Source organism: Acinetobacter sp. neg1, from assembly GCF_000788125.1.
In the GTDB taxonomy this organism is placed as follows: domain Bacteria; phylum Pseudomonadota; class Gammaproteobacteria; order Pseudomonadales; family Moraxellaceae; genus Acinetobacter; species Acinetobacter vivianii.
Genome location: NZ_JSZD01000012.1, coordinates 215,559 through 240,629, shown reverse-complemented (window position 1 = coordinate 240,629; position 25,071 = coordinate 215,559). Strand labels below are relative to the sequence as shown.

Annotated in this window: 26 protein-coding genes, 3 tRNA genes and 2 pseudogenes; 14 read left to right on the top strand and 17 right to left on the bottom strand. The window is 40.7% G+C overall.

Annotation, left to right across the window (positions count from 1 at the left end):
* A pseudogene (locus PJ15_RS18615) lies at nt 1-184 on the bottom strand (hypothetical protein); the annotation flags it as partial.
* A gap of 380 nt (nt 185-564) precedes the next feature.
* Between PJ15_RS18615 and PJ15_RS18545 the strand changes: the two are divergent.
* Nucleotides 565-741 (top strand): annotated as a pseudogene (locus PJ15_RS18545) (two-component sensor histidine kinase); the annotation flags it as partial.
* A gap of 300 nt (nt 742-1,041) precedes the next feature.
* Nucleotides 1,042-2,556: an acetyl-CoA hydrolase/transferase family protein gene (locus PJ15_RS09595; protein WP_047430217.1), complete on the top strand. Its 1,515-nt coding sequence runs from the start codon at nt 1,042-1,044 to the stop codon at nt 2,554-2,556.
* Between the two features lie 60 nt (nt 2,557-2,616).
* On the opposite strand, the gene PJ15_RS09590 is transcribed toward PJ15_RS09595, so the two are convergent.
* The 4 genes from PJ15_RS09590 to PJ15_RS09575 form a co-directional block, all read right to left on the bottom strand.
* Nucleotides 2,617-3,348, bottom strand: coding sequence for a class I SAM-dependent methyltransferase (locus tag PJ15_RS09590; RefSeq protein WP_047430214.1), 732 nt, complete (start codon nt 3,346-3,348; stop codon nt 2,617-2,619).
* A 97-nt stretch (nt 3,349-3,445) separates the two neighbouring features.
* Nucleotides 3,446-3,521: transfer RNA gene (locus PJ15_RS09585), tRNA-Phe, on the bottom strand.
* A 142-nt stretch (nt 3,522-3,663) separates the two neighbouring features.
* Nucleotides 3,664-3,739 (bottom strand) — tRNA-Phe (locus PJ15_RS09580).
* 106 nt (nt 3,740-3,845) lie between these two features.
* A complete protein-coding gene (locus PJ15_RS09575) occupies nt 3,846-4,223 on the bottom strand; it encodes a GNAT family N-acetyltransferase (RefSeq protein ID WP_004776129.1) in 378 nt (125 codons plus the stop codon).
* A gap of 104 nt (nt 4,224-4,327) precedes the next feature.
* Between PJ15_RS09575 and hisB the strand changes: the two genes are divergently transcribed.
* The 5 genes from hisB (at nt 4,328) to hisA (ending at nt 7,881) form a co-directional block, all read left to right on the top strand.
* Nucleotides 4,328-4,921, top strand: a complete 594-nt coding sequence (gene hisB, locus PJ15_RS09570; protein WP_004776131.1) for an imidazoleglycerol-phosphate dehydratase HisB — start codon at nt 4,328-4,330, stop codon at nt 4,919-4,921.
* A complete protein-coding gene (gene hisH / locus PJ15_RS09565; RefSeq protein ID WP_047430211.1) occupies nt 4,921-5,538 on the top strand; it encodes an imidazole glycerol phosphate synthase subunit HisH in 618 nt (205 codons plus the stop codon). The genes hisB and hisH overlap by 1 nt, the downstream gene beginning before the upstream one ends.
* Nucleotides 5,539-5,692: 154 nt before the next feature.
* Nucleotides 5,693-6,235: a DUF805 domain-containing protein gene (locus PJ15_RS09560; protein ID WP_047430208.1), complete on the top strand. Its 543-nt coding sequence runs from the start codon at nt 5,693-5,695 to the stop codon at nt 6,233-6,235.
* 88 nt (nt 6,236-6,323) lie between these two features.
* Entirely contained in the window at nt 6,324-6,995 is a 672-nt protein-coding gene (locus PJ15_RS09555; RefSeq protein ID WP_047430204.1) for a 3'-5' exonuclease, read from the top strand.
* Nucleotides 6,996-7,146: 151 nt separating this feature from the next.
* Complete coding sequence (hisA, locus tag PJ15_RS09550) at nt 7,147-7,881, top strand: 1-(5-phosphoribosyl)-5-[(5-phosphoribosylamino)methylideneamino]imidazole-4-carboxamide isomerase (RefSeq protein WP_004776138.1); 735 nt, start codon at nt 7,147-7,149, stop codon at nt 7,879-7,881.
* Between the two features lie 45 nt (nt 7,882-7,926).
* Here the strand turns inward: hisA and PJ15_RS09545 are convergent, their stop codons facing one another.
* On the bottom strand, nt 7,927-8,478 hold the full coding sequence (locus tag PJ15_RS09545) for a helix-turn-helix domain-containing protein (protein WP_005260072.1): 552 nt from the start codon (nt 8,476-8,478) through the stop codon (nt 7,927-7,929).
* Nucleotides 8,479-8,636: 158 nt separating this feature from the next.
* Between PJ15_RS09545 and PJ15_RS09540 the strand changes: the two genes are divergently transcribed.
* The gene (locus PJ15_RS09540; protein WP_411800814.1) at nt 8,637-9,470 is read left to right on the top strand and encodes a DMT family transporter; all 834 of its coding nucleotides are present in this window, start codon (nt 8,637-8,639) and stop codon (nt 9,468-9,470) included.
* Nucleotides 9,471-9,485: 15 nt separating this feature from the next.
* On the opposite strand, the gene PJ15_RS09535 is transcribed toward PJ15_RS09540, so the two are convergent.
* From PJ15_RS09535 to PJ15_RS09515, 5 genes are all read right to left on the bottom strand, one after another.
* Nucleotides 9,486-9,803 carry an antibiotic biosynthesis monooxygenase family protein gene (locus PJ15_RS09535; protein WP_004776144.1) on the bottom strand — a complete coding sequence of 106 codons (318 nt, stop codon included), beginning with the start codon at nt 9,801-9,803 and terminating at the stop codon, nt 9,486-9,488.
* A 9-nt stretch (nt 9,804-9,812) separates the two neighbouring features.
* Complete coding sequence (locus PJ15_RS09530; protein ID WP_047430198.1) at nt 9,813-10,208, bottom strand: DUF4870 family protein; 396 nt, start codon at nt 10,206-10,208, stop codon at nt 9,813-9,815.
* Nucleotides 10,209-10,341: 133 nt separating this feature from the next.
* Nucleotides 10,342-10,734: a DUF4870 family protein gene (locus tag PJ15_RS09525; RefSeq protein WP_004776149.1), complete on the bottom strand. Its 393-nt coding sequence runs from the start codon at nt 10,732-10,734 to the stop codon at nt 10,342-10,344.
* A 33-nt stretch (nt 10,735-10,767) separates the two neighbouring features.
* A complete protein-coding gene (locus PJ15_RS09520) occupies nt 10,768-11,385 on the bottom strand; it encodes a DUF1294 domain-containing protein (RefSeq protein ID WP_047430195.1) in 618 nt (205 codons plus the stop codon).
* Between the two features lie 9 nt (nt 11,386-11,394).
* Nucleotides 11,395-12,345, bottom strand: a complete 951-nt coding sequence (locus PJ15_RS09515; protein WP_047430191.1) for a homoserine kinase — start codon at nt 12,343-12,345, stop codon at nt 11,395-11,397.
* Nucleotides 12,346-12,446: 101 nt separating this feature from the next.
* On the opposite strand from PJ15_RS09515, the gene hisF reads away from it, so the two are divergent.
* Nucleotides 12,447-13,205, top strand: a complete 759-nt coding sequence (hisF, locus tag PJ15_RS09510; RefSeq protein ID WP_004776152.1) for an imidazole glycerol phosphate synthase subunit HisF — start codon at nt 12,447-12,449, stop codon at nt 13,203-13,205.
* 303 nt (nt 13,206-13,508) lie between these two features.
* Here hisF and PJ15_RS09505 read toward each other — a convergent pair whose 3' ends face one another.
* Entirely contained in the window at nt 13,509-14,153 is a 645-nt protein-coding gene (locus PJ15_RS09505; protein ID WP_047430188.1) for a sterol desaturase family protein, read from the bottom strand.
* Between the two features lie 115 nt (nt 14,154-14,268).
* Here PJ15_RS09505 and PJ15_RS09500 point away from each other — a divergent pair, with 115 nt between their 5' ends.
* Nucleotides 14,269-15,276, top strand: a complete 1,008-nt coding sequence (locus PJ15_RS09500; protein WP_047430185.1) for an AraC family transcriptional regulator — start codon at nt 14,269-14,271, stop codon at nt 15,274-15,276.
* A 176-nt stretch (nt 15,277-15,452) separates the two neighbouring features.
* A complete protein-coding gene (gene aqpZ, locus PJ15_RS09495; RefSeq protein WP_004776159.1) occupies nt 15,453-16,142 on the top strand; it encodes an aquaporin Z in 690 nt (229 codons plus the stop codon).
* 49 nt (nt 16,143-16,191) lie between these two features.
* Here aqpZ and PJ15_RS09490 read toward each other — a convergent pair whose 3' ends face one another.
* The 3 genes from PJ15_RS09490 to PJ15_RS09480 all read right to left on the bottom strand — a co-directional run bounded on the left by PJ15_RS09490 (nt 16,192) and on the right by PJ15_RS09480 (nt 19,615).
* Nucleotides 16,192-16,434, bottom strand: a complete 243-nt coding sequence (locus PJ15_RS09490) for a hypothetical protein (RefSeq protein ID WP_004776160.1) — start codon at nt 16,432-16,434, stop codon at nt 16,192-16,194.
* A gap of 67 nt (nt 16,435-16,501) precedes the next feature.
* Nucleotides 16,502-17,575, bottom strand: coding sequence for a DNA/RNA non-specific endonuclease (locus PJ15_RS09485; protein ID WP_047430182.1), 1,074 nt, complete (start codon nt 17,573-17,575; stop codon nt 16,502-16,504).
* A 159-nt stretch (nt 17,576-17,734) separates the two neighbouring features.
* Nucleotides 17,735-19,615: a potassium transporter Kup gene (locus PJ15_RS09480; RefSeq protein ID WP_004776165.1), complete on the bottom strand. Its 1,881-nt coding sequence runs from the start codon at nt 19,613-19,615 to the stop codon at nt 17,735-17,737.
* A 125-nt stretch (nt 19,616-19,740) separates the two neighbouring features.
* On the opposite strand from PJ15_RS09480, the gene PJ15_RS09475 reads away from it, so the two are divergent.
* Nucleotides 19,741-19,830, top strand: a tRNA-Ser gene (locus PJ15_RS09475).
* A 147-nt stretch (nt 19,831-19,977) separates the two neighbouring features.
* Here the strand turns inward: PJ15_RS09475 and PJ15_RS09470 are convergent.
* Both PJ15_RS09470 and PJ15_RS18830 read right to left on the bottom strand, forming a co-directional pair.
* Complete coding sequence (locus tag PJ15_RS09470) at nt 19,978-20,892, bottom strand: DNA adenine methylase (RefSeq protein WP_052138587.1); 915 nt, start codon at nt 20,890-20,892, stop codon at nt 19,978-19,980.
* Nucleotides 20,893-20,930: 38 nt separating this feature from the next.
* Entirely contained in the window at nt 20,931-22,496 is a 1,566-nt protein-coding gene (locus PJ15_RS18830) for a hypothetical protein (RefSeq protein ID WP_227504689.1), read from the bottom strand.
* Nucleotides 22,497-22,709: 213 nt separating this feature from the next.
* Between PJ15_RS18830 and PJ15_RS09455 the strand changes: the two genes are divergently transcribed.
* Together PJ15_RS09455 and PJ15_RS09450 are read left to right on the top strand one after the other, a co-directional pair.
* On the top strand, nt 22,710-24,620 hold the full coding sequence (locus PJ15_RS09455; protein ID WP_047430179.1) for a hypothetical protein: 1,911 nt from the start codon (nt 22,710-22,712) through the stop codon (nt 24,618-24,620).
* Nucleotides 24,621-24,693: 73 nt separating this feature from the next.
* Nucleotides 24,694-25,020, top strand: coding sequence for a gamma-glutamylcyclotransferase family protein (locus tag PJ15_RS09450; RefSeq protein WP_047430176.1), 327 nt, complete (start codon nt 24,694-24,696; stop codon nt 25,018-25,020).
* The last annotated feature ends 51 nt before the right edge of the window (nt 25,021-25,071 follow it).

The window sequence follows — 25,071 nt, the reverse complement described above, 5'->3', positions numbered from 1 at the left end:
TCGGTGTTGGTGTCGGTGTTGGTGTCGGTGTTGGTGTTGGTGTTGGTGTCGGTGTCGGTGTCGGTGTCGGTGTCGGTGTCGGTGTCGGTGTCGATGAATTACTCCCCGAGCCGCCCCCACATGCTGTTAACATTATTGATAATAAGACAACTGGAATCGATGGATAAATATGTTTTTTACTCATTTTAATAACCCCTAAAACTATTTACATTTCTGCTTTCATTAAAATATTACAGATAAGTTTCTTTATTCTTGCATATTAGCTCAACCTAACATAAAGCTAATTCTTGCTGCAAAAAGATTAGTTAATATAACTCATATTAAGCCAGTTTATTAATAAGAAAATTAAAAGAATAGCCTTATATAGTTTCGCACTTGTTCAAAAAAAGGTAATCCATTAATTATTAATTCAATTAAAAAATTACCTATCTCTGGGTGTATTGAGAGAATAAATAAAATATTAAGCTTAATTTAAATATCTATAAAAAACTAATTTTTAATTTTAAAAGATTTTTTAAATAGAAACCGCTTATCTCACAACTAAAACATCCTAAAAAATCAAACCTACAGATTGTGAAACGTATTGTCGACATCCATCAAGGCCAGATCAATATTCGTAATCGCGAACAAGGCGGTTTAGAAGTGGTGATTTCTCTCCCTATTCCAACGGCTGCACCAGCAACCGAATCACCGAATAATGCCATTGATAAGATCAAGCAGACTCTTACAGGGCATTTCTAAACCAAAATGCTGAATCAATCGCATAAATTCTGTTGATTTAGACTAAAGTCGCCTATTTAATCACCACAAAATCGGCGACTTTCTATCCATTCGATACACTTGTTACAACTTGATTTATTCACCCCACATTTATCTTTTTTCTTCTAAATTCAAGCAACTATCTCGTATCTAAAAATCAGGCTGAAACATAAGTGCATAAAGCGTATGCAGCTGTATTAGACCTTAGCCTTATTTCAATTCACTTTTCATGTTTTAGCGCTAAAATCCATACCCAATGAAAAGCAAAATTGAGAATGGATGATGTCTTTAAGTCGTATTCGCCTTGCAGCTCTACACGACAAAGTGATGAGTGCAGAACAGGCTGCCAGCTTTATTAAAAATGATATGACGGTAGGTATGAGCGGTTTTACCCGTGCAGGTGAGGCAAAAGCTGTTCCTCAGGCATTGGTTGAACAAGCCAAGAAAAGTCCGTTAAAAATTACGTTAATTACTGGTGCAAGCCTCGGCAATGACTTAGACAAGCAATTGACGGAAGCAGGTGTACTTGCTCGTCGTATGCCATTTCAGGTCGACAATACTTTACGTCGTGCCATCAACAACGGCGAAGTGATGTTTATTGACCAGCATTTATCTGAAACCGTTGAGCAAATGCGTAACCAGCAACTCAAACGTCCAGATGTAGCGGTGATTGAAGCGGTTGCGATCACAGAAGAAGGTCATATTGTCCCAACCACTTCTGTAGGGAACTCTGCGAGCTTTGCGATTTTTGCAGAAAAAGTGATTGTTGAAATCAATACATCTCTCAGCGAAAACTTCGAAGGTCTGCACGATATTTATATCCCGACTTACCGTCCAACACGTACCCCACTCCCATTAACAAAAGTGGATGACCGTATTGGCTCAACTGCAATTCCAATCGATCCAGCGAAAATCGTCGGTATTGTGTTGAATGACACCGCAGATTCTCCATCTACCGTGACCCCGCCTGATGCTGAAACTCAAGGTATTGCGAATCACTTAATTAAATTCTTTGAAAAAGAAGTGGCTGAAAGCCGTTTAGCGAAGAACTTAGGTCCATTACAAGCAGGGATTGGTTCAATTGCCAATGCCGTTTTAACGGGTCTTAAAGATTCAAACTTTGAAGATCTGGTAATGTATTCAGAAGTACTACAAGACTGTACCTTTGAATTGATTGATGCAGGCAAAATGAAGTTCGCTTCAGGCAGCTCAATTACTTTATCAGCACAATGTGGCGAACGTGTTTTTGGCAATCTTGAAAAATACAAAGACAAGCTGGTGTTACGTCCACAAGAAATTTCCAACCATCCTGAAATCGTACGTCGCTTAGGGATTATCGGGATTAATACTGCGCTTGAGTTTGATATTTACGGTAACGTGAACTCAACGCATGTCTGTGGTACCAAAATGATGAATGGTATCGGCGGTTCAGGTGACTTTGCCCGTAATGCTCACCTTGCGATCTTCGTAACCAAATCCATTGCCAAAGGTGGCGATATTTCATCGATCGTGCCAATGGTCAGCCATGTCGACCATAATGAACATGATGTTGATATTCTGGTCACCGAAGTGGGTCTAGCTGATTTACGCGGCTTGGCACCACGTGAACGTGCGCGTGTGATTATCGACAACTGTGTACACCCACTTTATCAAGGTGCACTCAACGATTACTTTGACCGTGCTTGCGAACGTGGCGGCCATACGCCACATATTCTGCGTGAAGCATTGTCTTGGCATGCCAACTTTGAAGAGACAGGTCATATGTTAGCACCTGTAGATATTGCTAAATCAGCTTAATATCTCCTTGGTTCTTCATCAAAAAGCATGCTTCGGCATGCTTTTTTTATTATCAGCCTTTTAAATACTTTGCCGCCCCACTCTCAGCAGAATAGGAAAAGTGACCTGCATCGGTTGCTGGATCAGCACGATATCCTGTAAATCTGCTAAAGCACTGACTCGCATTTGATCTTGGTAATGTTTTATCGCAGACCAAGTATTGAGATAATCCCACAACTGCTGTCCTGTCCAACATAGTTCAATCTGAAACTGTGGCATTGGAAGTTCCTCAAAAGGAAATGGAATCGTTTGATAATGCTCATCAATATAGCGCCGCTCTGCATCCCAGAAGCCGTGTAAGGTCTGAGAATAAAGTTGTCGTATCCGATCATTCAAAAGCGCGTCATCAAGCGCTAACAAGCCATAACCAATCACTGCAATCACACCATCTGGTTTGAGCGTGCGCTTCACTTGTGCGTAGAATTTTTCAAAGTCAAACCAGTGAATCGCCTGCGCAACGGTAATCAAGTCAAAATGATGATCTGGAAAAGTGCACTGCTCCGCAGCTTGCTGTAAATAGCTGACATTACTCAAAGCCGGCGCCTGATCGAGCTGGTTCTGGCTTAAATCAGTTGCGATCACCTGTTGAAAATACGGCGCAATCAGCCGCGTTAATTGTCCTGAACCTGCACCACAGTCCCATGCGCAATCAAAACCTTTAAGCTGCTTAATTAAGCTATCTATGAGCGATTGTGGATAAGTTGGTCGCGCCTGTTGATAAAGTTCACTTTGCGCCGAAAACAGATCTTTCATGCGATGTTATTCTTCAATTCTTCTACTTAACCTCAATATAGCAAAATATTGAAGCAATAAAAAAAGCCTCAAACTTTCGTTTGAGGCTTTTTGAATATGGTGGCGAGACCCAGGATCGAACTGGGGACACACGGATTTTCAATCCGTTGCTCTACCTACTGAGCTATCACGCCAATGGGGTGTATTAAGCCGTATCTCGGCCCAATAGTCAATAATTATCATGAGCTTTTGATTTGATTGCCCATTTTTCACGCAATCATTTTTTGAGATAAAAAAAAATCCCTGATGGGATCAGGGATTGAAAATACAAATTTATGGTGGCGAGACCCAGGATCGAACTGGGGACACACGGATTTTCAATCCGTTGCTCTACCTACTGAGCTATCACGCCAAAGTGGGCGTATTAAACAATGTTTGTCTAAGCCCGTCAAGCAAATTTGTGGATTTTTCGTTTAAGCGCTTAATTTTGCTACAAAGCATAATTTTAAGGCAGCTTTTTAGATTTTACCGAGATGCGACAGGCAACGATGGATCGCCCCACAACCTGGTTCAAACTGTTGCACGCCCTGCGCTTCTTCCATGCGGCAAACCTCTTCAACCAGACGTTCTGCAACACCACGGCCGCGATTGGCTGGATGTACCACAATATATTCCAGAACACGGCTTTCACCTTGTCCTGTCGCCCAAATTGCACCTATAATTTTGGTGTTAAATTCAGCAGTGTAAACTGTGGTATATTGCTGTAGATTTTGTTCAAGTTGTTCCATTGCATCTTGCCCGTCACCAAACTCTGGGCTGGTATCGTAAAGTCGCTCTAGCTGAGTACGAATTCCTGAATCTTCCAGAGAACTGTAAGCATGTACGGTAATAGGCATTGATTAACCCTCCTGAGCAAACTATGATGCTGTCACTTTTTCGTCACAGCGAAACTATTGGTTTTTAATTCAATCATTTTTGACGTTTTTTGAGGAACGTGTCCATGACGCAACGTATCAGTGAAGTGGTAAGAAATACCAACGAAACAAAAATTCGAGTTCGTCTCAATCTCGATGGTACTGGTCAAGGCACACTCAACACTGGAGTTCCATTTTTAGACCATATGATTGATCAAATCAAGCGTCATGGTCTATTTGATATCGACATTCATTGCGATGGTGATCTGGAAATCGATGACCATCATACCGTTGAAGACTGCGGAATCACACTGGGACAAGCCTTTGCCCAAGCTTTAGGTGATAAAAAAGGCTTACGTCGTTATGGGCATTTTTATGCACCTTTAGACGAAGCACTATCTCGTGTGGTGGTTGATCTGTCTGGTCGCCCTGGCTTATTTATGGATATTCCATTTACCCGTGCGCGCATTGGTAGCTTTGATGTCGATTTATTCTCGGAATTTTTCCAAGGCTTTGTCAATCATGCACTGATGACGCTGCATATTGATAACCTGAAAGGCAAAAATAGCCACCACCAGATTGAAAGTGTATTTAAAGCGTTGGCGCGTGCATTACGTATGGCCTGTGAGGTTGATCCACGTGCTGAAAATACCATTGCTTCAACCAAAGGTAGCTTGTAATGACACGTATTGCTTTACTTGATTATGGCATGGGCAACCTACACTCTGCGGCAAAAGCGCTAGAGCATGTCGGTGCAACAGTGGACGTGACCAACGATCCTAAACTGATTGCCAAAGCTGATAAGATTGTGTTTCCAGGTGTGGGCGCAATGCGTGATTGCATGCAAGGTATGCGTGAAGCAGGGATTGATGAGGTGGTGCGTCAAGCAGCCTTCAATAAACCTGTTCTGGCAATTTGTGTAGGTATGCAAGCGCTGCTACAAAGCTCGGAAGAAAATGGTGGTGTTGATGCGCTCGGCATTTTCGATGGTGTGGTTAAACATTTCCCTGAAATTCCGAATTTAAAAGTGCCACACATGGGCTGGAATCAGGTACATCAGCTTGATCCAGAGCATCCAATGTGGAACAACATTGAACAAGATGCGCGTTTCTACTTTGTGCATAGTTATTATGTTGAGCCAAAAGATGCAGCAGTCACGGCAGCAACCTGTGATTATGGCGTGAACTTCTGTACGGCGATTCATAAAGACAATTTGTTCGCAACACAATTCCACCCAGAGAAAAGTCATACCGCTGGTTTACAGTTGTTAAAAAACTTTGTGGAATGGACAATTTAAGCTTCACTCATACAGATCAAGTCCTTTGTTATGACTTGATCTGTTATATATAAAATAATTTAAGCATTAATTTAAAAAATTTCTTTAATATTCTAAGGCATAATACATTTTTTAAGTTTTACAATCCCATAAAAACACTTAAATAGGAATAACAATGAATTCATCAACTCAAAACGCGGATCATCCACTAAGTGCTAAAGGCCGGTTTGGTCGGCTTTCATATGCAGCTTGGACATTGTTAAGTTCAATCGCCGCAGTGATTATCATTTTTGTCTTGGCATTTGGCGCTGTGCTCGTGACTGGTGACAATCTCGAACAAGGGCAAGATTATCCAATCCTCGCAATTGTCCTGTTTATCATTCTTTATATCGTGTTCCTCTATTTCTCTTTTGTATTTACCATTCGTCGTCTACATGATCGGAATCAAACGGGTTGGTTGTCGTTATTAGCCCTTGTCCCCTTTGTAAATTTCATTTTCATTATTTATCTGCTCTGTGCCAAAGGAACAGAAGGGCCAAATAAATTTGGTTCTGTACGTGCAACTACTGGCTGGGAAAAAGTCTTGGGCTGGATTTATATTGTGATTATTCCACTTGCCGTCATTTTTGCCTTAGTGGGCAGTGCAGTTCCTGCATATCAGGAATATGTGCAAAGAAAGCAAGCTCAGATTGAGCAACAGATAAACCAAGCTAAATAAATACGTCATGTTTGCTAAGCCAAGTTTCGACTTGGCTTTTTTATTTCAATAAAACCCTTTAAGCTCATAGAAATGACTTGAGTTTTGAATGCAGATGGACACACCTCAACACGCTGTAGCGCCTTTAAGCAAAGAACAAATACGTGCCTTACCTGCCTTTGAAAACATTGCTTCAGACAAAATTATTGTCATTCAAACGCTTGAACAATGCTTGGCCCTGCAAGATCAACTCAGTTCCATCCAAGTCTTCGGTTTTGACAGTGAATCGAAACCGACCTTTAAAGTCGGGGAAAAATCGACAGGGCCACACGTCATCCAGCTTGCAACCTACGATACCGTTTATCTTTTCCAAGTCAGTGCTGAAATTTTGTCATTTTTAAAACCCATTTTGGAAAATGAACAGCAACTCAAAGTCGGTTTTGGACTTAAAAATGATGCACATATTTTTCGCGGCAAAGATATCCAGCCCACGTCATTGATTGAACTTTCCAAAAGCTTTGCAAGTTTTGGTTATCGCAGCCAAGTCGGTGTACAAACCGCGATCGCCCTACTATTCCAGCGTTATTTTGCCAAAAGTAAAAAGATCAGTACCTCAAATTGGGCCGTGAAACGTCTTAGTCCTCAACAAATCAGTTATGCTGCAGCGGACGCTTATGCAGCACTGCTAGTATTTGAACAACTTTACCAGCAACACCGATTCACACCACAATTACAACAACAAATCATGAAAATACTTGAAGGATCAACAGACAAGGCTTAGAGATTGATCAATACTTTGCTAATATAGGGCTCGCTGAACATTCAGAAATGCATTGCGTTGTAGGCTAAATTGCCTTCTTTGTCGCAATCATAGAGGGACGTTCAACAAGCCCCTAATAATTTAAACTCTATGATGACGCAAGGAGCGGTGTATGCTAATCATCCCAGCAATTGACCTGAAAGATGGTAAATGTGTCCGTTTAAAACAAGGACGTATGGAAGACGATACTGTTTTCTCTGATGACCCTGTGGCAACTGCACAACATTGGGTGGATGAAGGCGCACGTCGTTTACATTTAGTCGATTTAAATGGTGCTTTTGCCGGCACGCCGATTCATAAACCTGTGGTTGAAGCGATTGTACGTGCACAGCCAGAACTGCCAATCCAGATCGGTGGCGGTATCCGTTCACTTGAAACCATCGAGCATTATTTAGAAGCTGGTGTTTCTTTTGTCATTATCGGAACTAAGGCGGTTAAAGAGCCTGAGTTTGTAGAAGAAGCATGTAAGCGTTTTGCAGGTCGTATTATTGTCGGTATCGATGCCATGAATGGCATGGTAGCAACTGATGGTTGGGCCAATATTACTGACGTCAAGGCGACTGATCTTGCGAAACGTTTTGCAGATGCAGGCGTATCAAGCATTGTGTATACCGATATTGCCCGTGATGGCATGATGCAAGGTGTTAACGTTGAGCAGACTGTCAATCTGGCAGACTATTCTGGCTTACCAGTGATTGCGTCTGGCGGTGTGACCAACCTTGATGATGTACGCAACTTAAAAGGCCAAAAAGGTATTTTAGGTGCGATCACAGGCCGCGCAATTTACGAAGGCACCTTAAACCTTCGTGAAGCACAATTATTGCTCGATGAAGACAACCGTCTTTAATTTTGCATAAAAAAGAAGTTATCTGCCCAGATAACTTCTTTTGATTTAATACAGCACATTACGAATGAATTTTAATGGCTGTGTGCCTCGATTGGCATAACAATAACGAATCGAACTTTCAAATAGAATAGAGTCGCCTGCCTGAACAACTCGTGTTTCCTGTTCAAATTCCAGACTTAACTCGCCTTCAAGCACATAAATGAGTTCTCGCCAGCCCTTTTGATCCGCTTCCGCATGATAAATCTCACCAACAGCCAATGACCACGTCCACAACTCAACTTGTGTATACGCTGGAACTGAAGCTAACAGTGTGGCATGACTGGTCGGATGCTCTCCTTGCCAAGCCAAGGTATTTACGATTTCCGATTCACCCAGTTCAGGTGCACTGACGATACGCTTGAAATCAATTCCCAGCACTGCCGCAATTGCATCCAATTTCGCCAGACTTATATTGACCTGACCTGTTTCCAAGGCCGCAATGGTACGGCGACTGACCCCTGCCCGATCTGCTAGTTCCTGTTGGCTTAAATGGCCCTGATCCCGAAAATGGCGGATATTTTTTCCTACATGGGTCAGGACAGTATCGGATGGATTCATAAACCACAATGATAAAAAATAAAACTTGCGTAATATATTGCACACATCGACCAACTAATGCAATATGTGCATTATATTGCACTTTTCTTAGGATCGTTGTTTTGGCCTCCTTATCCCAGTCTCCTAAAGCCGCACAATTTGCCCTGATTTTTATTACCATGATTTGGGGCGGTACTTTTTTAGCCGTGCAATATGCACTGAACTTTAGTACCCCGATGTTTTTTGTGGGCTGCCGTTTTGCGGTTGCCGCTTTGGCTATTTTCCTGATCTCAATAAAGTCGATGCGAGGCTTAACCTTTAAGGAAATACTGGCGGGTGCAGCCATCGGCCTGATGATTGCAATTGGTTATGGTACGCAAACCATTGGTCTACAAACCATCTTAAGTAGTGAATCGGCATTTTTAACGGCGCTATATGTGCCTTTGGTTCCCATCCTGATGTGGGCCATTTTTCAGAAACGACCTTCACTCATGACTTGGGTCGGTACAGCCTTGGCATTTACAGGTTTGGTATTTTTAACAGGCAATGGTTTTTCCAGCATTGATTTAAATTATGGACAAATGCTGACGCTGTCCTGTGCCTTTGTGATTGCACTCGAGATTATCCTGATTGGTTATTTTGCAGGAAAGGTCAACCTGAGACGAGTCACTGTTGTGCAACTGATGGTCGCATCTCTTTTGTCCTTTGCCAGTATGCCGCTGGTCGGTGAACATAGCATTCCACCTTTTTCTTGGGGGCTGGTCATCATTGCTGTCGCATTGGGACTCGCCAGCGCTTTAATCCAGTTTGTCATGAACTGGGCACAACGCATGGTTGATCCTGCACGCGCTGCCATTATTTATGCAGGCGAACCCGTCTGGGCAGGTGTGATTGGACGCATTGCAGGAGAACGCTTACCTTTGCTCGCGTTATTCGGTGGCTTACTGGTGGTTTTGGGTGTTTTGGTCAGCGAATTAAAATTTAAGTTCTTTGAAAAGAAAAAAGAGAGCTAACTCGCTCTCTTTCAATTAATTCTGTGGTTCTTTCTTTTTCAGCAGCATGCATGGCTGGTAATACTCGACCGTAGGCATCGGATCATAAAAGGGATGCAATAGCGCTTTCCACTCCTGATAGGCTGCCGACTTCCTGAATCCTTCAGTATGATGCTCAATACTGTCCCAAAAGATCATTAAAATATAACGACCATCGCCTGCGGTATGCTTAATCAGTTGAACTGCATTTAGCCCATCCATCGGATAAATAATCGATTTTGCCTGATGAAAAGCCGCTTCAAACGCGTCGCTCTGTTCAGCTTTAATATTCAAATAAACATGTTCAATAATCATAGGCCAACCTCAGTCATACATCGGTTTATTGTCATATAAACAAAATAAGCCATGAAGGCTCCGATACACCGCCCAAGCCCATGCTGCAAATAAAAATGCCAACCCAATAAAAAATACCGAAGATGCATGATCATCAGAAAATGGAATACCGAGTTCCTGATGAAATAGTGCCAGTGCAAATACAGCTAGGGTCAATAGATTCCACAGGCAACACCACCAAAAGGTACGGATTTGCCAAGTAAAATGGCTATCGAGTAGCGTTCCTTTAACCTCTTTACGTTTGATGTAGTTCAGTATTAAAGCAATGATGGCGAGTAAGCCGCCCGTGAAGCTTGAAATAAGATAAAAGATATATAAAACATAGGTCAGACCGCGATATGCCTTTTGATCAACAACATGATCCATTAAAACCCTCTTTTAAATTTTTCTTCGTTTTTCAATTCAATCAAAGTGATAAAAATATAATTTACAACTTAATCATTTTTATAAAAAAGAAGGCTGATTAAAACCAACTAATCAGCCTTCGGATGCTTATGACTTACTGATACATCGGCTTATTGTCATTTAACGCAATCAAACCGCGAATCGCACGATAGACAATCCATACCCATGCGCCAAAAATGACCGCAAAAGCAAATGTTGTTGCAGAAATAGCCACACCCGCAAAGGCAGTACCATTATCTCCCGTTAAAAACAGGAACGAGAACGGAATAAAGGCAATAATATTCCAAGCCAAATACCACCAGAAGGTACGGATTTGCCAAGTAAAGTGGCTTTCAAAAATCGAACCTTGTACATCACTACGTTTTACATAGTTAATAATCAAGGCAATAATCGCCAATAAACCACCAGAAAAAATCGCAATGATATAAAGCACATATAGCACTAAAGTCAAAGTACGATTTGGATCTTGATCAACGGAATAATTCATTTTTTATTTATCTCCAGCGTCAAACTCCCTCAATTAGTAAAACACATTGAGCGGAGAAATTAACCAACATATCAACAATATATGGAAGACAATGGTACAGAAATAAATCTTACGAAACGGTTGTTTTTGTGTTTTATGTCTCAGTTTTTGCTGAGCAAGCCAACCTGCGCACCATCCACCCAAAGAGTCCACAATATGCAAGGTCTGTTCGGGAATACGGCGGTTGCCCAATTGTGCCGCCTCTTTGTCTTGTGCATAAAGCCAATAACTCAAGACATTCATCAAACTGACAAATAACAAGGTATATGGCGGCAACAATTTGCTAAAGCTTGCGATCACCATAAAGACGATATAAATCACAATCGCAATTTGCATCGCTGACCAAGGTTTAGAGGCTGTTGGTTTTACAGGTTTGGCTTTATGCTCAAACACTTGCGAGGCTTTTAAGTACACCGCCTGCTGAGCGCGATAGCGACCGCGCTCATCCAGAATCACCACATATTCCAGCGCACAACCAATAAGTGGACGTGGCCCCGTACGAGCAAAGTCTTTAATATGAATAAAAACACGTTGTTTTTGTGGGTCATTGGGCTGAATAAAGCCATAGCCTTTATCATCAAACCATTCAACTAATCGACCTTGATCTCGCATGATACTTTCCTAAGCTGTGATTCGTTGTAGACGGTCTTGCAACATCATGCGCATTTCCAGCGGATTTTTTTGCAAAATATCATCGCCAGTACGTCCATGCTCGGCATTTTTCTGGGCAACCTGCAAACGCATGCTCCAGAAACGGCAAGCCGCCATCGCCAAGAAAATGTTTAAACAAGCCAATTCATCCTCAGTCAGGGTACGAATGCGTTGATACGCTGCGAGGAACGCATCTGCTTTCGCTTGATCAAGATGGGCTTGCGGATAAGCAGTACAGAAATCATTGATACTAATCGCAATATCAAATAACCATTCATCCTGATTCAATTCATAAAAATCAAGGATACCTTGCAACTGGTCGCCTTCAAATAAGGTATTGTCTCTAAACAAATCTGAATGAATAAAACCGGTAGGACGATCTGGATGCTGTTGCGTGATCTGTGCAAACTGCTGAAAAACCTGTGCCAATAAAGCCTGATCATCCGCATTCATTTGTGGTTTAAGCTGTGCTGCGACCTCTGACCAATATTGATGATTACGATTAAAATCCCGTTCTAAAGGAAAGCCCTGCAAGGCCAAATGCAATTTTGCCTGCGCCTGTGCAATCGCCTGAATTTGCACAATACTGGCATCTTCAGGATGCTCGCCCATCAAGCGCGGTGCAATTTGTGCAGGCTTATCGGCAATGCTATGAATCGCCTGACCACTATGCTTTAACGGCACTGCCACTGGCACACCCGCTTGCCCCAAACAATCCAGCACAGGCACCAATTCGCCTGCCCCTTCAGCATCTAACTCTTCAAAAACCGTCAAAACATATTGTTTCTGTGACTGATCCACCAAAAAGTAATTGGTGTTTTGAATACCGCCTTGGATTGGAATCAGGTCAATCACTGCTAAACCATAAGGTTCGGCAAAGGCTTGAACTTCTTCTAAACTCAACGGGGTATAAACCGACATGGAAAACCTGCAAAAAATAGCTGTGAAGTTTGATAGAATACCCGTTCCCTCCATGAAGGTGTAGCACCCCTTTCTTTATTGGCGATTTTTTGGAAAATTTTATGCTCGCAAAACGTATTATCCCTTGCTTAGATGTTGATAATGGTCGAGTCGTCAAAGGCGTTCAATTCCTTGATATTCGTGACGCAGGTGACCCTGTTGAAGTTGCCCGTCGTTACAACGAACAAGGCGCCGATGAAATTACCTTTTTAGATATTACTGCTACCCATCATGGACGCGACACCACATACCGTACAGTTGAACGCATGGCAGAAAGTGTTTTTGTTCCTTTAACTGTAGGTGGTGGTGTCCGTAAAGTTGAAGATATTCGTTTATTGCTCAATGCAGGTGCCGATAAAGTCAGTATTAACTCGGCAGCAGTATTTACTCCTGAGTTTGTACAGGAAGCATCGCAACGCTTTGGCGCACAATGTATCGTGGTTGCGATTGATGCCAAAAAAACTGGCGAAAATAAATGGGAAATTTTCACTCACGGTGGTCGTAAACCGACAGGCATCGATGCGATTGAATGGGCAGTAAAAATGGCAGACTTTGGTGCAGGCGAATTACTGATTACCAGTATGGATGCCGATGGAACCAAAGCAGGCTATGACATCGCGTTAATGCGTCAGATCAATGATCGTGTCAATATTCCAACCATCGCCTCAGGCGGCGTAGGGAATTTACAACATTTGGCTGACGGCATCTTAAAAGGCGGTGCGGACGCGGTACTTGCTGCCTCTATTTTCCACTTTGGTCAACATACCATTCCAGAAGCCAAACAGTTCCTTGCAGCACAAGGCATTGAGATGCGTCTCTGATTCATAATTGATAGAACAAATAAACCTCTCACTTGAGAGGTTTTTTATTGAGAACATTTTTACAGGCAAAAAAATACCTTGCTGAGCAAGGCAAGAAACTGCGTTATACAACGCTAGAAGGTAACAGAAACATATCCATTTTGAGCAAAATACAGTCGAATATCATGCTTAAGCTAAATTAGCGATTAAATATGCAGAAATATTGACATTAAAAACCAGTTTTATTGACAATTCACGACGAAAGCCCTTTTCCTTCGTCATGCATTGCCTATATAAACCATACTTTCTCTTTGATTCTCAGCACTAAGCGACCGCATCATTTTGTTCATCTTCTGCTTGCACTGCTGTGACCAGTTTCGGCTTGTGCTCCACCCACTTGGCAGGAAAGACGGACTCAATCGCTTGTGTGAGGGTTTTAGACAACGCTGCTGGTAATGGCAGACCTAATGGATTGGCTTCTTTTAAATCTGCTGAAGAGACCACACGGGTTCCCATCACATAATCAAACCATGGTCGGGTGACGCACCAGTTGGCATCCTGATTTGAGTTCATGTGATGATCATAGTGCCAAGGAATGGTTCGTTTGGCCCAATCGGGTTCCAAGTGGGCACGGCGATGGACATAATAATAGTTGCCGGCACTATAAAGCGCTGCCAGAGACATTCCCTTTGAAACGGGATAAAACGCGATACTCGCCACTCCAGCGACCACAGCCAATGACATGATTTCATTACGAGTGCGCCAATGCTCCACGCCTTCTACATAACAATCATCTGAAAATTGTTGCTTACGCACTTCACGATGATGTGCCCAATGTGATTCCATGCTTTTTGGCACAGGGCTGTAACGTGGCTGACCGGGACGATGTACACCATGCAAAATGTATTTATGTGCAAACCACTCAAATGCATTGGCTACAGCCAAGCCTGCAATAAAACCCTTAATCATGGTTTTCTCCAAATGTTTCCTTATTTTTATTAAAGATATAAATTTTTGTAGGCGAAGTATTGACGATACGATATATTTATATTGACAAAACACGACAGAATAAGAGGCGCACAGGATGTCGCAACTCAAAAACTATACAGGCTCTGTTTTTGGTGGTTTGGGGCATTTACTAAAAGCCTATTGCGAAGCAGAAAATATTTTAATTCCTGAACAATTACAACAAGTTCAAAATCTGGAACGCTTTGATTATGTGATCTGGCGCGATTTGTTGGAAGACCTTAACCGTCTACACCCCAAAGCTGGTTTAGGACTGGATATTGCCGCTTATGTGCAACCTAAACACTTGGGTATTATTGCCTATCTGGCCTTGTCCTGTGAAAATCTGGGTGAAGCTTTAGCGCGTTATCATGATTTCCATCGCCTGATTTATGATGGCAGCCCATTACTGGTCGAGTTAGGACATCCCTATGGTTCGATTCGCTGGGAAGCGCCTGAACCTCATCCAACCCAGTTGACCGATGAAATTGCCATTGCGCTGATGGTGCAATTTCTCAAACTGTTTATGTCTGGCGACAGCATTCATTTACATGAAGTACATTTCGTCAATCCAGCACCTAAAAATATCAGTATTTATGAGCAGTATTTCCACTGCAAAGTCCGCTTTGACCAGCCTAAAACGCAACTCCTGATTCCGGTCAGCGAAGCATTTAAGCCGTTACGTACGGGTGATCATACCCTGCAGCAATTACTGTTACAGCAAGCCCAAGCCTTGCTGGACAAGCTGCCAAACTCCACCCAACTGGATCAGCGTTTACAGCATGCCATTTTGACAGGCCTGCAAAAAAACCAATATCAGCTTGATTTTATCGCAGAAAAACTAGGACTTTCGGTACGTCAATTACAACGCCATTTACAACAACAACGCACCACTTTTCAGGAACGAGTGCAGCAAGTCCGTTTTATGCTGGCAACAGAATATTTAAAAGATCCGCACCTCAGTTTGCAGGAAATTGCGCTACTGCTGTGTTATTCCGAACAAAGCGCTTTTCAGCGTGCTTTTAAAATCTGGACAGGACAAACCCCGCAACAGTGGCGGAACAACAACACTATTTACAATTCTTAATAAAATTACCTATGAACTAACGGTTTCACAACTGACCCTTTTGCTTGCACGTTTTATACAAGAGCCTATATACCTTTGTGAAATAGTTCACATTTTTTCACTAGGTTGACACATATCCATAATAAATTTTTGGATGCTTGCTTTTTTATTTTTTAAAAACATGTTTGGTGATAACAATGAACAAATATTTAGCAGAATTTCTTGGTACTTTTTGGCTTGTTTTTGGTGGTTGTGGTAGTGCTGTCCTTGCAGCAGCATTTCCAGAACTTGGGATCGGCTTTCTAGGTGTTGCGCTTGCTTTTGGTTTAACTGTTTTAACTGGCGCTTATGCATTTGGTCATATTTCAGGTGGTCACTTTAACCCTGCAGTCAGCGTTGGTTTATGGGTAGGTGGACGTTTTGATGCCAAAGACCTCGTGCCTTATATTATTTCTCAAGTCATTGGTGGTGCACTTGCCGCGTTCGTTCTGTACATCATCGTACAAGGTCAGGCAGGTTTTGCAGGTACAGGTGGCTTCGCAACCAACGGTTATGGCGAACTTTCTCCAAACCATTTCTCTGTTGCATCTGCATTCCTGATTGAAGTTGTTCTTACGGCGTTCTTCCTGATCGTGATTATGGGTGCAACAGATCGTCGTGCGCCTGCTGGTTTTGCACCAATCGCGATTGGTTTGGCGCTTACTTTAATCCACTTGATCAGTATTCCTGTGACCAACACATCAGTTAACCCTGCTCGTAGTACAGCAGTTGCTTTATTTGCTGAAACTGCTGCACTTAGCCAACTCTGGTTGTTCTGGGTTGCACCAATTATCGGTGCGATTATCGGTGCAGTGATCTACAAGGTCGTGGGCAGCGAGAAAAACTAAGCTCCCAACACACCATAAAAAAAACAGCCTTTATCGGCTGTTTTTTTATTTATAAAAATGGATTTTCAATTTCCTGTTCTGGCTGGCGTTCAATTTGCTCAGGCAACTCCTGTTTCTCCAAAGCCGCCACCACATCATTGATAAAGCTTTGTAATGCCTTTGCAGTTTTTAAACCAGCCTGATCTTTCGTAATTTGCAGATTGCCGTATAAACTTACACAATCGACCTGATTTTCTAGGGTCAGATCATAGATTGCTGAAGACTCATCTCCATTTTCAAAAGGCTTAAACATCTTTTCCCCTCATTATTGTTGTCTATAAAACAACATGGGCCAAGCACAATGACTTTGCAAGCGTTTCTTATCGCAACATTTGTAAGAAATACTGCACCAGTGCATTAATGAGCTGATTAATCATCACCTGTTTGGTTTCTTCATCAATTTGCGGGAATTTATTGCCCGTTGCCTCACTGGATTGTGAACTAAATTGACGTTGTTGAGCCTGAATGGCATCGGTCTTGGCTTCTTCCGCACATTGACTTTGCCCATCCCAATGCGAATAACTAATGTCTTTATTTGGCTTCACTTGTTGTGCAGACAATGGAAGCTGATAGACATTACGTTTCTGTTGTTCGGTCAATTGTGGAAATAAATTAATCCCTAGTTTTTCTTCCAGATAGCAGACACTTACCACTTTGACCTGTAGCGAATTATTGTTCGGGGCATAATAAGCACCAATAATCCCCTGCTTTGGTAAATACACCGCTTTATACACGGCCGTCGGGACAATCACCCCTTTACCAATGGTTTTCAGACGCTTGCCTTCAAATACAGGGCCTGTCAGTACATAGGCATCTTTATGCTGTTTGGTCACCATCGAACGCACAGCTTCTTCCAATTTACGCCATACTTCCTGATTATTCTTAGGTGCTTGTGGCACCATATTGGCTAAGGAAAAACTGTCATATTGTGCTGCGGTATTATTCATATCCCCGTTCGGCGCCATATGCCCACGGTCATAACCTGAACCACGATAATCCGACAGCAAAGCACGATGAACCAGTTGCACACGGGTTTCTTCGTGGAAATTGTCTTCACGTTTGATTTTGATGCTTAAACGTTCAGGCGTGAGGTATTCGGCTGACCATAACGGCGTTTTGGAAATTCCTGAATACATCACATTGAAGTCATTAAAACACAAGGCATAACTGTCTTTTTTTAGACTGTCTTTGCTCAATAAAGGCGGGACATCTCGATAGAACTGTTTTAAACAGGCACCATTACTCGACTGAAACGGGATCAATTTAGAAATTTTTTCATTGCCAAACGCAATCGCAAAACTTCCTGTCGCGACCGCAGCCAGCATAATCTTTCCAACATTCTGGCTCAAAAAAGCAAATGGTGTTTTACCCTTTCTGGTTGGTTTCTTCGCCATAACTACATCAAAATCAATATGAACGCGAAGCTTAACAACTCAAAGCCTTGCTGTATATTGAGTTTCAGCCGAGAACGACATTTTATGTCGCAAATCTGTACACTTGCTCAACAGACAATAAAAAAGGCACTTTAGCGTGCCTTTTTTACCGATTTAAACTTAAATTTCGATCTGACTGCCGAGCTCCACTACACGGTTGGTCGGGATCTGATAGAAGTCACTCACTGGACTGGTATTACGCTGCATCGAGATAAACAGCTTTTCACGCCAAGGTGACATGCCGTCTCCCACGGTATGCACAATACGATCTCGTGAAATGAAGAAACTCATTTGCATCATATCGAATTCAAAATCTAGCTGTTTATAGGCCTGTTCCAGTGCAACTGGAATATTCGGCTGATCCTTGAAGCCATAATAAACATAGATACGATAAAAATGCTCATCCAGCTTTTCTACTTTTAAGCGGTCGGCTTCAGCCACATAAGGGATATCCTGCGTATACACCGTCACCATCACATTACGCTCGTGCAGCACCTTGTTGTGCTTAATGTTATGTAACATTGCATGCGGCACAATATTTGGCGTACCTGTCAGGAAAATCGCTTCACCTGGCACATATTGTGTTTCCTTGCTCATGCCAATACTTTTAATAAATAATTCAATCGGTAAGGCATTGGTTTCCATGCGATTGTAAACAATTTCACGACCCCGTTTCCAAGTCATTAGAATGGTATACACCACCACACCAATCAGGATTGGCACCCAGCCGCCTGATAGAATTTTTAATGAGGTTGAACCCACAAAAATCAGGTCAATAATCAGGAAAGGACCTGCAAATAAAGCCACTTTCCACAGAGGCCAACGCCATACACCATAGGCCAGTGTCGAGATCAAAATGGTACCGCAGAGCATAGTCATGGTCACGGCGACACCATAGGCACTCGCCAACTCGGCACTGCTTTCAAACAGTAGAATCAGGATCACCACCGAAATAAACAGCACCCAGTTAATGAATGGCAAATAAATCTGCCCTTGCTCTACATCAGAGGTGTGGTGCACGGTGAGACGCGGTAAATAACGTAACTGCATCGCCTGATTGGCCATTGAGAATACGCCCGTAATCACCGCTTGAGAGGCTATCACCGCTGCGGCTGTTGCCAGTCCAATCATCGGGAATAACGCCCAGTCAGGTACCAGTAAATAAAACGGATTTTCAATCGCCTTGGCATCACGTAACAGCAAAGCGCCTTGTCCTGCATAGTTCAGCAGCAAGCACGGCAATACTACGATGAACCAAGCCAGTTTAATCGGCATACGTCCAAAATGCCCCATATCCGCATAAAGCGCCTCACCACCGGTCATGGTCAGGATCACAGCACCCATGGTAATAAAGGCAACTGTCGGCTGATCATAGACAAAATGCAGTGCCCAATAAGGATTGACCATCATCAATACATACGGCGTCTGAATGATGCTCCACAGTCCAATGAGACCAATTGAAGCGAACCATAGTAAGGTAATCGGCCCAAAGAATTTCCCCATGGTGGCGGTACCATGTCTTTGCACCAAAAACAAAGCCGTTAAGATACCGAGCGCAATCGGGACTAACCAACGATCTAAAGCAGGCGTGACCAGACTCAGGCCTTCAATCGCCGATAGTACCGAAATGGCTGGCGTGATAATCCCGTCACCAAAGAATAGTGATGCACCAATGAAGCCAAGTGCAATCAGAAATATTTTATTCTTGTTACTGAATACGTTAGAACGCAGGTTCAACGCCAGTAAAGACATAATCCCGCCTTCGCCATTGTTGTCTGCACGCATGATCATCGACACATATTTAAAGCTGATGGTCAGGTTCATACACCAGAAGATCAGTGAAAGAATACCAAGAATCGATCCTTCACTGATATCAACATGTCCCGTGACAAAGCATTGCCGTATTGCATAGAGCGGACTGGTCCCAATATCTCCAAATACCACCCCTAATGCTGCCAGCGTCATCGCGGGCAATGCGGCTTTTTTTGCAGTACTTTGCATATTATGTCGTCTTCAAACTAGAACGTTATATGGCGCAATCTTATCACTAGCTAAAAAGTTTTTCTGCAAATCTGTTCGACTACAACTTGGCAGCCCGCATTTTTTTGGTTACTATCGCACACCTTGGTGAGGTGTCCGAGTGGCTGAAGGAGCACGCCTGGAAAGTGTGTATACGTTTGCGCGTATCGAGGGTTCGAATCCCTCTCTCACCGCCAAGATTACTTTCTATGGTATCTCATAGAGTCCTAAAAGCTTAAATCTAAAGGGTTTGGGCTTTTTTATTGCCTATTTTTCTCAGATGATAGATTGAGGGATAATATTTTATCTTTTCATAAGCATTCTCAAAAATATTCTTACTTAAATTAAATCTTACAAACTGGTAGTTTTGATTCACGTTTCGAATTCATTGAACTAATAGTTTTAACTTTCTGCACATTTAACTCATCTGATATTTTTAAATTTTTACTTATGATCAGTAATTCAGTCCCAACTCTTTTCTCAGCTGCACTATAGTTCAAGTTAAAAGTATATTGTTTATTTTTACTATAAAGAGTCTTAATTTCTTCCGCATTATCATAGGTTAGAATCCAAGATCTATTTAATTCTAAAATTTTTTTTGATATTTCCTCATGATCCTTTTTTTCATATGCATTTGTATATAATGTCTGACCTTTCTCAAAGTATGGAGGGTCAATACAATAGATACTATTTTTAGGTAAGATAATACTAGTCTTATCTAAAAAGTCTAAGGCATCTAAGTTATATAAGTGGATTCTATGCTTATATTTTTCAATACGTTTAATTTTCTCAACTAGGGATTTCTTATTATAACGGCAGTCAATTTTATAATTACCCTCTTGTTTCAATCCACCAATCATACCTGCTTTTAAGATTATTCCAGATCTATTTGTTCTATTGAGAAAGAACGAAGAGAAAGCTAAATCAAAATCACTAAAATGCTCCTTGTTGAGTTGAACCTCTCTTTGCTTATACCATTCCTCAACAGTGACATCAGTTAATAGAATCTTCTCAATTAAAGCATCTGTTTGATGTAAAACGCCATTCCAAAATGCCCAAATAGATCTATCAATATCATTTAAATGTAGTTCATGGACATAGCCCTTGAAAAGGAGTGATAGTGCAAGCCCACATCCACCTGCATAGGGCTCACAGTAGTGTCCTCGTTCTAACTCATTATCTTTTATGATTGTAGACACCATTTTCCAAATGGATGTTTTCCCACCGGGATATCTTAAAGGTGATGGCGTCTGAGGCATGAAAAAATCCTTACAAAAACTAGGTTAATATTAGCTTTTTATTGTCCTTCTTTATATAGCTTAACTAACATATATTGGACTATCGCTGAAATATTATCCCATTCAATTATGATTTGCTTCTTATTACTTGGATACTCTACCGCATGAGCATAAAGCCCTAAGTTACCCGCGGCAAAAATTTTATTTTGGTCAGAGGGTAGTTTCTTTAGAACAGCTAATGCACTAACTTGTGAATGATTTAATTCATTCTTTTTAGAGTCAAGAGATTCGCACACTTTCTGTAATACCACATGCATCCTCATTTTATTCTTATCATATTTATGCCCAATTATATTTTCAAAATATTTGATATAGATTACTTCCAAAAAAGCTCTTGCAACTAACATAACTGCTAATGGACATTCGTCAATCTCAATCTTTCTTAACTCACCATAAACCCTTCTCAAAGTATTATCTGATATACAAGCAATCAACTTTGAGGTTACTAAATATTTTCTTTTATTTGGATCTGGAGTAGTTCCTGGCTGCTCTGAAGTACTAGATGTTTCATCCTCCTCCATTCCTTCTCTATCATCAGAACCAGATGTACTTGTATCATCAGTATCAGATGCACCCGTATCATCAGTATCAGATGTACTCGTATCATTAATATCAGATGCACTCGTATCATTAGTATCAGATGCACCCGTATCATCAGTACTAGAAATACCTGCACCACTAACATCAGGTGTAACAGTCACGCTTTCATTTCTAGATTCTTCTCGAATAGCGTCTTTTAAGAGATACGCTTTTAAATGCGTTATAGGAGCATAACCCTCATATATAAGTTTTCTAGCATACTCTTCTACCTGCCCACTAGTAGATCGTGAAGATACAATCATTTCAGGACTATTAGTATCTGCACTCACAATCAAATCTAAACAAAATTTAGTAATTACTTTTTCGAATTCAGAAATAGTTGTTGTAATTTGAACATTTAAATCAGTGCGAGAACTAGCAATACCTAAAGTTTTTCTAAAAAAGGGATTTCCTAAATATCGTGATGCAGTTGTGAGTATACGAACCGTTTCACTATTTTCGATCAAGCTATTATTTATTACATAATCAATAATAGCTTGAGCTAAAGTGTTATCGTCACTTCTTTGTAGTCGAGCATTGTGTCTCGTTTTCTGTACAGCATTCCATTGTCTAGTACCAACTCCAGATTGTTCTCCCTCATGACGACGTTCTATCCATAAATCAGCTTTTTCCCTTTGATCAAATACCTCACAATTGACAGAGTCTGGTATTAATGCAGACTTAGCCTTCAACCTTTTAAAGTAGTCTTTTAAATTCTGATTAGGTGCTTTCTCTGGATCATTCAATAGTGTTAATGCACAAATACGACGATTACCTTCAACCACAGTATATTTATTGTTTTTACCCTTAATAACAGCCAGTAATTCAATCGGACTAATTCCATTTTCAGCTATATCCTTAGCCAAATTTTTTATTTTTTCTTCTTTTAATAAATGAGCAATTATTTCAGGTTGATCATTTATTGGATCGTGTCTAGGATTGTCAGTATCCAAATAAATATCTAAAACCTTTATTTTCTTGCTCATAAGTATAACCATCTTCAATTAATTAAATTTAATCAATTAACATTTATAATATTTTTTTCAAAAAATCAAATATAATCACTAAATACAAATTGAATTTAATTAAAAAAACTTAAATACTGGTGTAAAGTAAGAATCATATTACAAAAAATTGAACTTTTAACAACTCGAAAATAGTTGAAAAATCTGAGTGTTAGTCAAAAGAAGTATAATTTTATGAAATCATACATACCATTTGATGCTACTACCTTACCTTTTACTCAACTTACAAGCGAACAATTTGAACAATATTGCGAATGGTTACTTATTAAAGATAAAAATTTAAACAATGTTCACCGTATTAAAGGTAATGGACACTATCAGGGTGGGCTTGATATTTGTGCCAATCTCGCGAAATTTCCTCAACAACTTGCGGTATACGAATGTAAATGCTGGGAAAATCTATCCGCGCAAGAATTGGAAAACACTTTTAAGAAATTAAAACAAAATGATTTAATTCCAAAGATAAAGAAATATGTAGTTATCCTTGCTCAAGATCAATTAACTAGGAATACACAAAAAAAATGGGATGAAATACATCAAGAACTACATACTTTAGGAGTTGAATCCGAGTTATGGACATCAGTGACCTTAACCATAAAATCACAACCCTATCCTGATATTGTTAGTAAGTTCTTTCCAATGGCTCCTGAAAGTCAATTTTACAATGAATGGATGCTTAGAACTCACTTTATTGAAAAATTACATAAAGCATTAATCGATCCTGTTGAAAATAATCGAGAAGCGGCTAAAGAATTTCTTGATTTCTCTTCATTAAACTATTCAGATTTTGACGAATCCTTTTTTGAGGATGGCAATTGGAAAGTTAAAAAAAAGTGGATTGAAATTTCGGCTTTATTACCTACACAAAACCATGTCGGCTCTGCCCTTATTACGGTCAAAACTCATGATGCTCATGGGGTAAGTGTTATTCTAAAAAACAAATGGATGTTAGAAAATTTTTTAGGGAACTCGGGACAACCTATCCACTCTCGCTATAGACCATTTTATATTGGTACCCCATCAAATCAATCTGAAGTTATAGACTTACAAAACTGTCGCTTTAATCTACCAATTGAAGTTATTCAACAAATTACAGAAGTTGCGGACAATCTTACTACTGCCTATCTTGGAGCAATACAAAAAATTGAAGACAGATGGAAAGCTTATGACTTTCCTTTTATTTCATGGAATGGTCAAACATACGTTGCTTTATGTACATTGCCCAAGGAAATTTGGGACCTAATGATTAAGTTTACGAACATTCATGATGTAGATAATGGAGACACTGAATGGCATATATTTTCAGCATCTCGAAATTTCATACAACTCTATACAGGAGAAAAATATAAACCTGTAGAAGATGTTTATCACGGTATGTTTTTGGCAGAAAATATTAAAGATATCAATGACAGAGATGAACTCACCTTGTTATGGGAACCGCCCCTTAGCAAAATCCCTGTATCAGAAAAACAATGGTGGTCTTGTCAAACTTCATTTGAATGGATAACTGAGAAATTTATTCCTGAAGTTATTAGCTGGAATAAAAAGAAAAGCATTTTTACTTATTTTTCCCCTTTAAAAAGAATTAAAGGTTTAAAGGAACTAGAAAACTTTGGTTATATCAGAGACATTCGTGAGTTTTCTTTGCTAAAGAATCACTACTATCGGACTTTAGGTATATTGAAAACCATTGAGTTACTTCAAGCTTTTTACATCTCCCATCACAGCAATCGAGCCTATTTCACAACTAATGAAATTTCACAGCTCTATCTTTGTCTTATTCCTTTAGTCGAAAATGCAAAAGGCTATTTTTCTTATATTTCTTCAAAGCTTGATTTCTATAATGAAGAATTCGAGAATTTTAAGGAACTTCTTGAAGCACTCAGAGGTAGAGTAGAAGAAGAGATTTTTTTAATGAATAATCATGAAATTGAACTTATTTTCAGAGCCATTTGCGAATGTATCTATGGTGATGAATCATGGATAGATATCAATCTACAAGAGGAAATTTATTTAGCTCTTAAGCCCTTTTTAGAATTCCATGACCATCAACTACTCATAGATAGATACTCTACATTTATGTAGATGCTTACAACTTAGCTTATACCTATCCCCCTCATTTTGCTACTCTATTTATTTTACTTCCATACATTTCACTATGCTCAGTTTATTCGTTTACGGTACTTTAGGGCCCAACCGTCCCAATGCCCATATCATGGAAAATATTGGTGGTACATGGGCAGACGCACATGTATTTGGCACACTCAAACAACAAGGCTGGGGCGCTGAACTGGGCTTTCCGGGTATTGTTTTAGATCAAACAGATCAAAAGGTCTCTGGCTTTGTGTTTTTCTCAGATAACCTAGAACAACATTGGCAAGCACTAGATGAATTCGAAGGCGCAGGCTATCAACGTGTGCCTGTCAAAGCGTATTTAAGCACAGGCGAAATCGTTGATTCCTTTGTTTATGCGCTGAGTAATTAAGAGAAAACTGGCGAAAATTCGACGCACTGATGAATTTTCTCCGTTTGCTCA